The organism is Enterobacter sp. 168J2 (genome assembly GCF_034107265.1).
Lineage (GTDB): Bacteria > Pseudomonadota > Gammaproteobacteria > Enterobacterales > Enterobacteriaceae > Enterobacter > Enterobacter nematophilus.
The window spans coordinates 297,338-311,382 of record NZ_JAWNEB010000006.1 but is presented as its reverse complement, the minus strand read 5'-3'; the positions used below and the strand labels follow the sequence as shown (position 1 = coordinate 311,382).

11 protein-coding genes are annotated in these 14,045 nt (G+C 57.1%); 6 read left to right on the top strand and 5 right to left on the bottom strand.

The genetic code is table 11. The features are described 5' to 3' along the window. Positions 1–52 precede the first annotated feature (52 nt). Complete coding sequence (locus USG84_RS17385; protein ID WP_061097080.1) at positions 53–580, bottom strand: helix-turn-helix domain-containing protein; 528 nt, start codon at positions 578–580, stop codon at positions 53–55. 673 nt (positions 581–1,253) lie between these two features. Between USG84_RS17385 and pgaA the strand changes: the two genes are divergently transcribed. From pgaA to pgaD, 4 genes are read left to right on the top strand one after another with little or no spacing between them, the layout of a single operon-like run. Further along, complete coding sequence (pgaA, locus tag USG84_RS17380; RefSeq protein WP_151414071.1) at positions 1,254–3,692, top strand: poly-beta-1,6 N-acetyl-D-glucosamine export porin PgaA; 2,439 nt, start codon at positions 1,254–1,256, stop codon at positions 3,690–3,692. An 8-nt stretch (positions 3,693–3,700) separates the two neighbouring features. Further along, entirely contained in the window at positions 3,701–5,638 is a 1,938-nt protein-coding gene (gene pgaB, locus USG84_RS17375) for a poly-beta-1,6-N-acetyl-D-glucosamine N-deacetylase PgaB (protein ID WP_151414070.1), read from the top strand. Next, positions 5,631–6,962 carry a poly-beta-1,6-N-acetyl-D-glucosamine synthase gene (gene pgaC, locus USG84_RS17370; protein ID WP_028014399.1) on the top strand — a complete coding sequence of 444 codons (1,332 nt, stop codon included), beginning with the start codon at positions 5,631–5,633 and terminating at the stop codon, positions 6,960–6,962. The genes pgaB and pgaC overlap by 8 nt, the downstream gene beginning before the upstream one ends. Then, the gene (pgaD, locus tag USG84_RS17365; RefSeq protein WP_061097077.1) at positions 6,959–7,393 is read left to right on the top strand and encodes a poly-beta-1,6-N-acetyl-D-glucosamine biosynthesis protein PgaD; all 435 of its coding nucleotides are present in this window, start codon (positions 6,959–6,961) and stop codon (positions 7,391–7,393) included. Before pgaC ends, pgaD begins: the two co-directional genes overlap by 4 nt. A 52-nt stretch (positions 7,394–7,445) precedes the next feature. On the opposite strand, the gene gss is transcribed toward pgaD, so the two are convergent. Continuing rightward, on the bottom strand, positions 7,446–9,308 hold the full coding sequence (gss, locus tag USG84_RS17360) for a bifunctional glutathionylspermidine amidase/synthase (RefSeq protein WP_151414069.1): 1,863 nt from the start codon (positions 9,306–9,308) through the stop codon (positions 7,446–7,448). A 183-nt stretch (positions 9,309–9,491) separates the two neighbouring features. Between gss and yghU the strand changes: the two genes are divergently transcribed. Further along, complete coding sequence (gene yghU, locus USG84_RS17355) at positions 9,492–10,358, top strand: glutathione-dependent disulfide-bond oxidoreductase (protein ID WP_061097075.1); 867 nt, start codon at positions 9,492–9,494, stop codon at positions 10,356–10,358. Positions 10,359–10,516: 158 nt separating this feature from the next. Continuing rightward, the gene (locus USG84_RS17350; protein WP_151414068.1) at positions 10,517–10,849 is read left to right on the top strand and encodes a YMGG-like glycine zipper-containing protein; all 333 of its coding nucleotides are present in this window, start codon (positions 10,517–10,519) and stop codon (positions 10,847–10,849) included. A 46-nt stretch (positions 10,850–10,895) separates the two neighbouring features. On the opposite strand, the gene USG84_RS17345 is transcribed toward USG84_RS17350, so the two are convergent. The 3 genes from USG84_RS17345 to USG84_RS17335 all read right to left on the bottom strand — a co-directional run bounded on the left by USG84_RS17345 (position 10,896) and on the right by USG84_RS17335 (position 13,839). Beyond that, positions 10,896–11,540 (bottom strand): response regulator transcription factor, encoded by a 645-nt coding sequence (locus USG84_RS17345; protein WP_151414067.1) that lies wholly within the window; start codon positions 11,538–11,540, stop codon positions 10,896–10,898. 7 nt (positions 11,541–11,547) lie between these two features. Further along, positions 11,548–12,150 carry a LuxR C-terminal-related transcriptional regulator gene (locus USG84_RS17340; RefSeq protein ID WP_151414066.1) on the bottom strand — a complete coding sequence of 201 codons (603 nt, stop codon included), beginning with the start codon at positions 12,148–12,150 and terminating at the stop codon, positions 11,548–11,550. Positions 12,151–12,291: 141 nt separating this feature from the next. Next, positions 12,292–13,839, bottom strand: coding sequence for a methyl-accepting chemotaxis protein (locus USG84_RS17335; RefSeq protein WP_253543296.1), 1,548 nt, complete (start codon positions 13,837–13,839; stop codon positions 12,292–12,294). Between the last annotated feature and the right edge of the window lie 206 nt (positions 13,840–14,045).

The window sequence follows — 14,045 nt, the reverse complement described above, 5'->3', positions numbered from 1 at the left end:
ATTTAATGAACCCGCCCTCGTGGCGGGTTTTCGCGTTTGGCTTCAGACAAAGTCAGGGATCGTTCCCAACCGCGTCCAGCAGTTTGTTTTTAAAGATAAACAAACACGCCTCGTTGAAGTTCTCCGCCCCCAGGCGTTCCGACAGCGCTGTACGTTTGCGATAGAGGCTCTTCACCGACGTGTTCAGCTCATCGGCAATCGCTTCCATCGACATCCCTGCCCTCAGCAACCGCAGCATGATCGCTTCGTGCGTGCTAAGCCGTAAGTTAAGCAGCCATTTGGTGGTCAGACGCCTGCCCTTCATATTGAGCACCAGGTTAAACAGCGAGGCCATGTCCGGCGCGGTAAGCGACGCGTTCATAAATAACTTCATACTGAGCAGATTCTCCTCGCGGTGTCGCATATCAAGCATAACGCAGCAGATTGTTTTTTTCGTTCTGGCCGGATGGCGTATGAGGTAATCATATAAACGGAGCGGAGAACGACTATCAATCAACACAGAATATTCATCTGCGCCGTTATCAAATATGTTTCTGTCAATCGAGTCGAGCAGGATAATATCCGGGAAAAATAGCCTCATCCCCCTGACAAGATAGCGATCCTGGGTCACTAACACTATTGAAGTTGCCACTAACCATCCCTTTTAGATTAAAGCAAGAACGCGCCTTCAGAAAGAAGGCCGCCTTCGTTTTATAGCGCTGTAATATTAACGACAATATGTATTCTGGCGTTGAACATCCCTCAATACTGACATTGATGAGTAAGACTTCCTGTAGACTTTCATTCAATGGCTGGCGTTAATTATAAATAAAAAACAATCGCAGAAAAGTCACTTCGCTGAACATTAAGACTTTTTGTCATGAAACTTCCCAAACATGCACCAGAAAGTACTTTAATTGCTACAATCAAACCACATTTAAAATATAAGCAAACCCAAAAAAATATAAACAAAAAGCATTAATATCATATAGTTGCAAATACCTTCTCAATTCAAAATAATCATCAAAGCCATCTCATTCCAGAATTATCCCAAAACCACCCATCCGCTTTTCACCATATTTATCCGGCAACATATCAGGTGTACATTACCTTCCATTCAGTCCACAACGAGGAGGATCCATAATTACCTTAAAGTAAGTACCCCATAACGCTACTGCATTCAGATTTAATGTTCTCATTTATGGCCTTTAACGCAGAGTTAAAAGGCGGCCGTGTTATGCAATGGATTCATGATAAACAAATGGCAAATAGATATGGAAAGATCGCTTCGCTTCAATACGTTATTCTTTTATCGCGTCCCAGGATTATTGTTTCTGCTATTTCTGTTTCCTGTTCTCGTTCAGGCAACGGAATCCGTTTATGAGCAACAGATTCAACAGGCACGTAACGGCAATTACGCGCCGTTCCTCAATTACCTTCAGCGTTATCAGCAACAGCATGCTCTGACGCCCGAGCAAGTGGCGGACTGGTTACAGGTGGCTGCGTGGGCAGGTCGTGATGACGAGGTGATTCAGGTCTGGCAGCGCTATGGCATTTATATGCCGCTGCCCGCTCGCGGCGTTGCGGCTGTCGCGCAGGCCAGAAGAAATCAAAAAGCGTGGCAGCCTGCCCTGTCGCTCTGGAAAGAGGCGCGTAGCCTTGCGCCAAATAATGACGATTATCGTATCGGCTATATCAAAACCCTGGCCGATGCCCGCATGGATACGCTCGCTCTGCATGAAGCCCGTCAGCTGGTAACGGAGGATCCCTCTCCGGCGCATCTTCAGGCGCTGTCGTACGTCTGGTTTCGCCAGGGAAAAAGCTGGGATCGGCTTTTAGCGGACACGCGCGCGCTGGCCCTCGCGCCGGAAAATAAAGCGCTCCTTAGCGAGCAGATTGACGCGCTAACGGATAACCGGGTGAGCACTCCCGCGCTGATGCTGTCACAAAGGGTAACGCTGACTCCCGCGCAGCGCCGTCGTCTTGAGCTTAATGCCGCCGCCGAATGGGTTCGCCTTGCCGACGTGCCTGGCAGAACGGAAAAAGAGCGCCTTCAGCTGGCGCAAACGGCACTGAATCGTTACGACGCCCTGCTTGCTCGCTGGCAAAACGAGCCGCAGGCGGCGGAAGACGTCATCCTTGCGCGTATCGACAGGCTTGGCGCGCTGTACGCCCATGCTGATTACCCACGGGTGATTAGCGAATATCAGGATCTTACGGCAGCCCAGCATCCGGTGCCGGGCTGGGCCATCGGCTGGGTCATCTCCGCGTATCTGCAGGAGAAAAACGCGGCTGCCGCCTTCGCGCTTCTGCAACGCTATCCACAATACGCCGCCGACCCGCAGGACGAGGAGCACGCACTTTTCTACGCCTGGCTGGACACGGGACAGTATCAGTCCGCTCGCCAGTACGTAGAGCGCCAGACCCGCAGCGTTCCGTGGACCCGCTACGATTTCGGCTCGCCCACTCCGCAGCCCAACGATCGGTGGCTTACGGGGCAGTCGCTCAAATTTAACTATTTGCTCTCAACCAACGCCCTGCCGGACGCGGAAAAGCTGGCGCACCGTCTGGCGACAACGGCGCCGGGCAATCAGGGGTTGCAGATTGACTATGCCACCCTGCTTCAGGCCCGGGGCCTGCCGCGTGCGGCGGAGCAAACGTTAAAAAGGGCGGAGGCGCTGGAGCCATCAAACCTGGAGCTGGAGCAGCAGCAGGCTTACGTCGCCATGGATCTGCAGGAGTGGCGACAGATGGATTTACTGGCCGACGACGTGCTTGCCCGCGCGCCCACCGCTCGCAGCGCCAGGCGTCTGGACAGGCTCAGAACGGTGCACCACATGTCCGAGCTGCGCCTTAACGCGAGCAAGGGTTTGCACTCCGATAACCCCATCAGCGGGACGCACGACCTGAACGGGGACGCCACGCTCTATGGTCCCCCGGTAGCGGATAGCTGGCGGCTGTTTGCGGGTACCCGCTACGCGCAGGGTAATTTCGATGAAGGCAAAGGCACCAGCCGTCATCTCCTGGGCGGCGTCGAGTGGCGTCCTCGCGACCTTCAGCTCGAAGCCGAGGTATCCAGCAACCGCTATCACGGTGAAAACAAGCCGGGTGCTCGCCTCTCAACCACGTACTTTCTCAATGATAACTGGCAGGTCAGCGGCAGCCTTGAACGCTTATCCCGCACCACGCCGCTCCGGGCATTACGCAACGGGATTAGCGCCAACCGGGGTGAAGGCGGGATCCGCTGGTATCAAAACGAGCGCCGCGAGTACCAGTTCAGCGCCGCCGTCAGCCGCTTCTCAGACCATAACCGCCGACAGGAATACACCCTTACGGGTAAGGAGCGTCTCTGGCAGACCCCGACCCTGACGCTGGATCTTGAACCGGGGATCGCCGCCAGTAAAAACAGCCTGCGGGACACGCTCTATTACAACCCGGCGCGGGACCTGTCCGTGACGGCCGCCCTGTCCGTGGACCATGAGATGTACCGCCATTACGACACCCTCTGGAGCCAGCAGTTCGTGGCGGGAGGCGGCAGCTACTGGCAGAAAAACCAGTCCGCTGGCGCCATCGCCCTGCTGGGCTACGGGCAACGCGTCCAGTGGAATAACGTCATTGATACCGGCGTGATGCTGAACTGGGACAAACGCCCTTACGACGGCAAACGCGAGAGCAACCTCTCCGTCACGCTTGACGCGACTTTACGCTTTTAAGGATGAATATGCTGAACACACGTTTTTCCGTGAGCCTGATACTCATCGGCTGGCTCTGCCTCAGCGCGAGCGTCTGGGCGCAGGCGATCTCGTTCGTTGCGCCCAACGAGCGGCCGCAGCCGGAGGCGAGCAAACCCTGGCCGCAGAACCAGTTTCTGGTGCTGGCCTACCACGACGTCGAAGACGATGCCGCCGATCAGCGCTACCTCTCCGTGCGAACCAGCGCGCTAAACGAGCAGATTAGCTGGCTGCTGCACAACGGCTATCACGCCATCAGCGTGCAGGACATTCTGGACGCGCGTGACGGGAAAAAAACGCTGCCGCCGAAAGCCGTTCTGCTCAGCTTTGACGATGGCTACAGCAGCTTCTATACCCGCGTCTGGCCGCTGCTTAAGGCCTGGAACGTGCCTGCGCTCTGGGCGCCGGTGGGCAGTTGGGTAGATACACCAGCAAACCAGAAGGTGAACTTTGGCGGCCTGATGACGCCCCGGGATCGCTTCGCGACCTGGGACATGGTGCGCGAGCTCAGCCGGTCTCCGCTGGTTGAGATCGGATCGCATACCTGGGCCTCGCATTACGGCATCGTCGCCAACCCGCAGGGCAGCCGCGAACCGGCCATTGCCAACCGCTTTTATGATAAAGCGACGGGGCGCTATGAAACTGACCAGCAGTTCAGCCAGCGGATCGGCGATGACGTCCGCAAGGTGACAGAGAAAATCGCGCAGGTGACGGGCAAAGCGCCGCGCGCCTGGGTCTGGCCTTACGGTGCCGCCAGCGGTACGTCGCTCGCCATCGCCAGGCAGCAGGGCTACCAGCTGGCCTTTACCCTGGAAGACGGTCTGGGGGACGTGCATCAACTGGGCAACATTCCCCGTCTGCTGATTGCCGGGAATCCCTCGCTCAAAGCGTTTGCCAGTACGGTCAGCCGGGTTCAGGAGCGCGATCCCGTGCGCGTGATGCATGTCGATCTTGACTACGTTTACGATCCCGATCCGGCGCAGCAGACCCAAAACATCAACAGGCTGATCCAGCGGGTCTACGACATGAAGATCAGCCACGTCTTCCTGCAGGCGTTTGCCGACCCGCAGGGCGACGGCAGGATCAAGGCGCTTTATTTCCCCAACCGCCGGCTTCCGGTCCGGGCCGATCTCTTTAACTTCGTCTCCTGGCAGCTGCAAACCCGCGCGGGAGTGAAGGTCTTCGCGTGGATGCCGGTGCTCTCGTTCGATCTCGATCCTGCCCTGCCGCGCGTGCAGCGCCGGGACGATCGGACAGGACAGCTGCGCGAGGCCAATGAGCCCTACATCAGGCTTTCACCGTGGGACCCGCAGGTTCGCCAGCAGGTGACGGAAATCTATGAAGATCTGGCCCGCTACGCCAGCTTCAACGGGATCCTGTTCCATGACGATGCGGTGCTGACGGACGTTGACGATGCCGGGCAGGACACGATGCGTCAGAAAAGCCGGAGGCTTATCGGGTTTACCCGTGCCCTGGGCCAGGCGGTGAAGCACATCCGCGGCCCGCAGATAAAAACCGCACGCAATATGTTCGTCCTGCCCATTCTGCAGCCCGAAAGCGAAGCGTGGTTTGCGCAGAATCTCGATGATTTTCTGGCGGCCTATGACTGGACGGTGCCCATGGCGATGCCGCTGATGGAGTCCGTTCCGGCGAACGAGAGCAACGCGTGGCTGACGCGCTTGATCAAAGCCGTCGCCGCGCGGCCCGGCGCGCTGGATAAAACCATTTTCGAGCTGCAGGCCAGAGACTGGGAGCAGAAGCCGCAGCGCGCCGTTTCCGACAGCCAGCTTGCGGCGTGGATGCGCGTCCTCCAGCTGAACGGCATCAAAAACTACGGCTACTACCCTGACGATTTCATCAACAACCAGCCTGATATCTCACGCATCAGGCCCGTATTTTCTTCCTACTGGTACCCTGACAATGACTGATCGCATAATCGCCTTTTCAATTTTATGTCTGGTATTCGGGCTGCCGTTAGGGGTGGCCGCCCTCTTTACCGGCGAGCTGATTCTGGATTTTGTCTTTTTCTGGCCGCTGTTTATGTCCGTGCTCTGGGTCACCGGCGGGCTCTATTTCTGGTTTCAGCTTGAACGCCGCTGGTCGTGGGATAAAGACACGCCTGCCCCGACGCTCGCCGGCGAGCCGCTCATCTCTATTCTGATCCCCTGCTTCAATGAGGAAAGAAACGCCAGAGAGACCATCAGCGCCGCGCTGGCTCAGCGGTACGAGAATATTGAAGTGATCGCCATCAACGACGGCTCGTCTGATAACACCGCGCAGGTGCTGCAGCAGCTGGCGCTGGAGCAGCCGCGCCTGCGGGTGATTAACCTCGCGGAGAACCAGGGAAAAGCCGTGGCGCTCAAAGCCGGGGCGGCGGCGGCCCGGGGCGATCTGCTGGTCTGCATTGACGGCGACGCCCTGCTCGACCGCGACACCGCGGCCTATCTGGTAGCGCCGCTGATTCAGTATCCCCACGTTGGGGCGGTGACCGGGAACCCGCGCATTCGCACGCGCTCCACGCTGATTGGCCGCATTCAGGTTGGCGAGTTTTCGTCCATCATTGGGCTCATCAAGCGGACGCAGCGGATCTATGGCCGGGTCTTTACCGTCTCCGGCGTCATCGCCGCCTTTCGCCGACAGGCGCTGGCGGACGTCGGGTACTGGAGCCCGGACATGATCACCGAAGACATCGACATCAGCTGGAAGCTCCAGCTGCGCCACTGGGATATCTTTTTCGAGCCGCGGGCGCTGTGCTGGATCCTGATGCCGGAGACGCTGAAGGGCCTGTGGAAGCAGCGCCTGCGCTGGGCCCAGGGCGGCGCGGAGGTGTTTCTGGTTAACCTGCGCAAGATGGTGCGCTGGGAGCATCACCGCATGTGGCCCCTGTTTCTGGAGTACGCGCTGTCAACGCTGTGGGCCTTCGCGTATGCGATAACGGTGCTGCTGTACATCATCAGCCACGTCGCGCCCATTCCCGCCAGGCTCACCGTTGAAACCCTGTTTCCCCCGGCGTTCACCGGGCTGCTGCTGGGCGTGATGTGCCTGCTGCAGTTCCTGGTCAGCTTGTACATTGAGCGGCGCTATGAGCGCAAGGTGGCAAGCTCGCTTTTCTGGGTGATCTGGTTCCCGATGGTCTACTGGATGATTGGCCTGTTCACCACCCTCGTCGCATTTCCAAAAGTCATGCTTAAACGTCAGCGTGCCCGCGCGCGCTGGATCAGTCCGGACCGGGGAAAAGGAAGCCTTCAATGAACGAAAATACCTTAATTTTGACTGAACATCGGTTGCTGCCGCGTCTTTTTGATGCCGCGTTAACCGTGGTGGCCTGGGGCGGATTTCTGTTTTTCCTGTATGCCAGGCTGTGGATGCAGTTAACCGAGGAGAGCGACCATCGGTGGAGCGTGATTATTGCCTCCTTTAATACGGTGTTAATCTATTTGCTGTTCGCCGCGCTCAACGGCTGGCTGCTGATTTTGTGGTATCAGTACAACCGCCGCCGCGCGCACGCAAGGCGGCGTCAGCCGGGCCTGTTGCCTCATGACGAACTTGCCCGCAGCTTTAACGTCTCACCGCAGCTCATCTCGGAGATGAGCCAGCACAACCTGCTGACGGTTTATCATGACCAGATTGGACGCATTATCGAATTGAAAACCAGCGCGCAGCAGGACGAGGAAGCGCAATAACAAAAAGCCCCCGCTGGATGCCCGGCGGGGGCTTTTTTACCGCAAATGGACGTTACTTATCCTTCAGTACAATCAGCGGCTCGATATCGCTCTCTTTTTTCACCACCAGCGAATCGTCGCCGCGCAGGCAGGTCCCGCCGTAGTTTCCGCCCACGGTAAAGGTACAAACCTGAATGTACTTGCCGTCGACGTTCGGCAGGCACCACAGCTGCTGGTAGATATTTTTGCGGTCAACAAACTTGCCGCTGGATTTATCCAGCAGTTCGTCCTGGGCGCTGATGAGATCGATATTGCTGCCGCAGCGTCCGGCAATCGGCTTGACGGCGTACCCGGTCTGCTTAAGCAGGTCGTTAACCTCAAAATCGGTGTCGAGCAGGTAGCGGTGGTTCGGGAATAGCTGCCACAGCACCGGGAGAATCGCTTTGTTGCCGGGAATAACGGTCCACAGCGGCTCAAAGACCAGCACTTCCGGGCGCAGCAGGACGTCAATCAGGCGCACTTCACCCTCAGGATGCCCGGTGCGGATCGGCACGGCGGCGTACTCGGTTTCGCTCACCTCGCGGATCTGCTCTATCGCCGTCTCCCACGCCCAGGTTTTCCACACGCAGTTGACGTGGCGGCCTTCGTCGTCAATCAGCTGCCCGGCGGCATCCCAGCTGAGCGCCTCCAGACCGTGCAGGATTTTGGTCTCGAATCCGGCCTGCATCAGCGAGCGCTGAATAAAGAGGGCGTGGTAGTCCTCTTCGACGTCATTGTCCTGCATGATGTGCACGAACGGCCGCGCGTGGCTGTGCTTCCATGCGCCGGTCAGCTCTTCCAGCAGCCCTTCCGCCGGGTTGTGCCCGTTACCGCGATAGCCGTTTTTCACCCACTCTTCAAGAATGAGCCCGCCTTCAGTGTGACAGGACGCGGAATCGGCGTTGTATTCGTAAACCTTAATGCCGCGCTCATCCATGCAGAAATCCATACGACCGGTGATCATGTGGTGGCGACGCCACTGCCAGGAGAGGCGCAGGCGCGGCCAGAGGATTTTCGGGATGTCGAACAGCGCCAGCAGGCTGTCGTCTTTCAGCACTTTGTCGGTGGCGTGGAGGTACATCAGGTGCAGTTCGTTGGTGGCCTTGATCAGCTCCTGCTCGGCGCTTTCGGTGATGGTGAAATACTGGCAGGGATCTTTGTTGATCACATGCCCGTTTGCCCGAATATACGCCTGCTGAAGCGCATCGTCCTCGTTAAGCCATTTCCCGTCGAACTGACGTTTGTTTTTCAGCCGCGCGCCGCGGATTTTCAGCAGTTCACCGTCCGGTTCAGGCTGGGGAATGCTGTGCTCCGTGTCGTCCGTCTGGATCATCCAGCCGAGAATTTCGGTATCGTTGAAGGTGTCATGAAGGGTGTAGCAGCCGTTCTCCACGGTCATGCGCAGCTCGCGCGTCCACTGCTGCCCGAGCGGCAGCGGGGAGTGAATGACGTTCTGCTCCGCAATACGCACCTTATCGTCCAGAAGCTGGGTAATCACCGCCACGTGGCCGGTCTCATGAAACTCGCCGCCCTTCTGCCAGATCAGCAGCGCCCCGGCGCGCGGCGCGCGTTTTGAGCCGTTGGCAAACGCCTGTAGCGGCAGAATGTTATCGTTCACCACCTGGCGTAAAAAGCGCAGGGAGAAGATCTCCCACGCCATGCCGACGTCGGTAAACACGAAGCCATAGTTGAGGAACAGGAAACGGCGGGCAAACTCAACGCACTGCCACTTGTGGCCCATGTATTCGTTGCCGATATAGCTGCGAAAATCCGCCTCTTCCGGGTATTTTCGCGGATCCAGACTGCCGTAATTTGATGAGTAAATCGCCACGCCACCCGGCGCATAGCCTAACAACGTCCCGAATGGCGCATCACTGCTTAACTTTCCTTTACGCATGTATCCAACCTAAAACAGGCAGGCGGCAATTTTTTGAAGGGTTGTCGTCGTCTGCACGTTGTAATTAACCTGACAGAGGTGGGGTTATCATACACCTGCCCTGTCCATTACGCTCACATCGTTAAACGGTTCATTCATCTCCTGCTACACTGCCTCAACACAACACCGAAAAGGCAGGCCAACATGTCAGACAACACGTATCAGCCACCAAAAGTGTGGGAATGGAAAAAGAACGGCGGCGGCGCGTTCGCCAACATCAACCGCCCGATCTCCGGCGCGACGCACGAGAAAGATCTGCCCGTGGGTAACCACCCGCTACAGCTCTACTCTCTCGGGACACCGAACGGCCAGAAGGTCACCATCATGCTCGAAGAGCTGCTGGCGCTGGGCGTGACGGGCGCGGAATACGACGCGTGGTTGATCCGCATCGGCGAGGGCGATCAGTTCTCCAGCGGGTTTGTTGACGTGAACCCGAACTCGAAAATTCCGGCGCTGCGCGACTACTCCACGAACCCGCCAACGCGCGTATTTGAATCCGGCAGCATCCTGCTTTATCTGGCAGAAAAATTTGGTCACTTCCTGCCGAAAGATCCGGCTGGCCGCACCGAGACCCTGAACTGGCTGTTCTGGCTGCAGGGTGCGGCTCCGTTCCTCGGCGGCGGCTTTGGCCACTTCTACAACTACGCGCCGGTAAAAATCGAGTACGCGATTGACCGCTTCACCATGGAAGCCAAGCGCCTGTTCGACGTGCTGGATAAACAGCTGGCGCGCGGCCGCTACGTGGCGGGTGAGGAGTACACCATCGCGGATATGGCGATCTGGCCATGGTTCGGCTGCGTGGCGCTGGGCAGCGTCTATAACGCCGCCGAGTTCCTGGACGCGGAGAAGTACACCAACGTCCAGCGCTGGGCGAAGGACGTGGCGAACCGCCATGCGGTTAAGCGCGGTCGCATCGTTAACCGCACCAGCGGCGAGCTGAACGAGCAGCTCCACGAACGCCACGCGGCGAGCGACTTCGATACCAATACGGAAGACAAGCGTCAGGCGTAACGTTTCGCCGGGCGGAGCCCCGCCCGGCAATAAGGAACCTTGACCAGGGCATGATTAGCCTAAAGGTTGAGTGGCTATTGCTGGCACTATCTGGGCGTTTTTCTCGCCTCTGCGTGAGAAACGACGTATCAACTGACAGCAGTCACAAAGGATCTGTTATGAAACTTATTAAAACAACGCTGGTTATCAGCGCCCTCATGTTTTCCACCTCGGGAATGGCCATCGACAAAACCGCTGCCGGCGCGGTAGCAGGCGCCGCTATTGGCGCAGCCACGGGCAAAGATATGAAATCAACCGTGGGCGGTGCCGTGGTTGGCGCAGGCACGGGGGCAATGTTCAAAAACGGCGAAAAAGGCAAAGACGCGCGTAAGGGCGGTGCCGTGGGTGCCGTCGTTGGCGCGGGCGCGGCTGCGGTGACGGGCAACAGCGTGCTGAAAGGTGCAGCCGTTGGCGCGGGCACGGGCGCGCTGATTGGTGAAGCGACCCACTGATTAACGGCGCCGGGCGGCAGTAAGTTACCCGGCGCTCCCACCTTCGCTATTTCTCTCCGGCTCTGACGCTCGCAAAACGTAGCTTATTTTTCAGCGAATCAATTTTTTGGCAAAGCTCAACGTCACTCCTTGCGCCAAGCTTTTTCATGATCCTGCGCTTATGGCTGCTGATCGTTTTTTCACTGCGAAACAAGCGCTTCGATATTTCTACGCCACTCAATCCATTGCCGAAATATTTCATGACCTGGTATTCAGAAGGCGTAAGCGCAATCTCATCTTCCGAATCGCGTTGCTGCCCGATACGCATCACCAAAGGGCTCAGGTATCGTTTGTTATGCATCGTCATTTCCAGGATGTCCCGCATGTCGAAAGTCATTTCATCGACACATAGCACAGAGCAGCAATGCGCCTTCTCAAGCTGTTCTATGAGGGTTTTCTGTAACGCGTTAACCAGCATTAACGTGGATCTTCGTTTTAATAAATCCAACACGGCAACCGGAAAATCATTAATCGTTTCGTGGCACGTGGCATCAATAACCAGAAGGTGTATCTCTTCCTTTTTGTTAAAAACATATGGAGAAAAACAGTACTCCCGGTGCGATTGATTGTGGACAATATTGTCCAGACATCCTCGTATACCTGACAGATAAATACCCGGATGGGCAATATAGCGAATATGAAATGTAAACATGGATGCCTCATTCATACCGTGAGATGAGCAGGGAGAGATGCAGCATTAAACGTCTCCATCCAAAGCCGTTCTCTATATTGAGCCGCAGTCGAGCATTACGCTTAAAAGTGAACACCGTTTTGTAGCTACACTTGCGGTGTGCCGCAATCTCCCGGGCCTGCATGCCGCAGGCGTAATCCAGCAGTATATTAAGCTCTGATGCGGTAAGCCGCTCATCGCGACGTTGAGCGGTTACAGGCGCAGCAAGCTGTGCAAGCAGCGCGCTTTCAAGCTCAGCCTCGTCAAGGCATACATCGGCGCCTGCGCCCAACAGCATCTTTGCCAGTAACGCATCCCGGGAGGACAAATAAACAAATGAGGTCAAAAGCATTGCCCGGGGATAATGCAAAGTGCGGATAAAGCCAGGAAGCATATTTCCAAGGCCGCCGATACCTGCAAGGAGAATTTTTCTGGCATCGGTACGATCGTAAAGCGCTGCGGAAAGTTGTTCCAAAGACCAGCAGTGAACAATTTCACACTGCTGATCGCGTAAAAAGAGACATATCCCTTTGTGTACTAATGCCCGAGGCTCGAAAAGAATGACCCGGTTAACCGGGCGAAAGCAGTCCATCGCAAATTTCCTGACTATGTTTTTTTGTACAGGATAATTCTCAGACGGATTTATTCAATTTGGATGAGGTACAATATTGGACATTGCGGTACCCACCAACGTCGACAATAAGGCCGCACGAAGCGGCCTTAGTAGGGAAGGTCAGGCCGTCAGGCGGAACTTCTGCACCGAGCGCTGAAGCTCTTCGGTCTGGCGCTCCAGCGCCGCGGCCGCCGCGGAAACCTCTTCAACCAGCGAGGCGTTCTGCTGGGTGACGCCGTCCATCTGCGTAATGGCAATCCCGACCTGCGAAATGCCCTTGCTTTGCTCTTCAGAGGCGGAAGCGATTTGCTTCATAATGGTCGTCACTTCCGTCACGTCGCGCAAAATCGCGTCCATGGTGGTGCCCGTGTCGCTCACCAGCTGCGCCCCCTGCTCGACGCGGGTAACGGAATCAGCGATCAGCCCTTCAATTTCTTTTGCCGCGTTGGCGCTGCGGCTTGCCAGGTTGCGGACTTCACCCGCCACCACGGCGAAACCACGCCCCTGCTCGCCCGCGCGCGCCGCTTCTACGGCCGCATTGAGCGCCAGAATATTGGTCTGGAAGGCGATGCTGTTGATGACGTTGGTGATTTCAGCAATTTTCTTCGAGCTTTCAGAAATACCGCTCATGGTGGTAACCACCTCTTCCACCAGCGAGCCGCCGCGGCTGGCGGTGGTTGAGGCCACATCGGCAAGCTGGCTGGCCTGACGCGCGCTTTCCGCGTTCAGCTTCACGGTCGCGGTCAGCTGTTCCATGCTGGCAGCCGTCTCTTCCAGTGCGGCAGCCTGCTCTTCGGTACGGGAAGAGAGATCGTTGTTGCCGCTGGAGATCTCCGTCGCGCCGCGCCAGATATTCTCGCTGCCGGAGCGAATGGTGCTGACCGCTTCACGCAGGCTGTCCTGCATGGCGCTCAGCAGCGGCACCAGCTGTCCCACGCAGTTGCGGCCGAAAGGCGCAATGGGCTGGCTGAGATCGCCCTGGGCAATCTGGCGGAACTGCTGGCGAATACGCTCCAGCGGTTTGACCAGCATCGCCACCAGGTAGCGGTCGGTAAAGAGCAGGATCAGCAGGCCGATAATGGTGGCGACGATAATAACCGTGCGGGTCATGCTGGTCAGGCCGTCGACCACCACGCGGGTGCTGTCGAGCGTCTTCGCGGCGGCATTGTTGAACTCCTCGGCGGCGGCACCGAACGCACGGCTCAGCGGCGGCGTAACGTTGTTGGCCTGCTGGCGGTAGCCGTCCAGGGTCGCCTGCTTCGCCTGCTCCATTTGCGGCGTCACGCCCCGATCGAGCAGCGCCTGCCAGGCCCCTATTACCTGCGCAGAGATCTGCTCATCCATTGGGCCAGGCGAGATCGCCTTCATCTCGGCCAGTTTCTTACCCATGTTGTCCAGCGCCTGTTGGGCAGAGGATAAATCCGGCGTGCCGCCAGCGGCTTTGACCTCCATGGCGCGGCTCAGCCGGGTGACAAAGCGGAAATACTGATCGTTGCCCTGGCTGAGCACCATCATCTGTTTGACCAGTTGGCGATCGACTTCATTACCGTCTGATACTCGTGAAAGGGACCAGGTGCTGTACAGCCCGACGCCCGCCCACATTAAACAAAAAATCCCGAGGATCGTCAGCATGACGAAACGGATCGTGAAATTACGGAGCATATTCATAAGTCTTCCTTGCCGTGAGGGTGAATTCGCCCAGAGGCGAGTGCTACTCTCGTTATCGGCAGGGTGCGGGGAAATTATAACCTTTTGTGATTATTTTTCGTTAGCGTGGCTTCACAGGTAGCACAGCCACGGTTAAGCATTCCCTTTCAACATCACAGGGTTTGGGCATGTCGTCGCTTATCCGGATGATTTATGATTTGATAAAC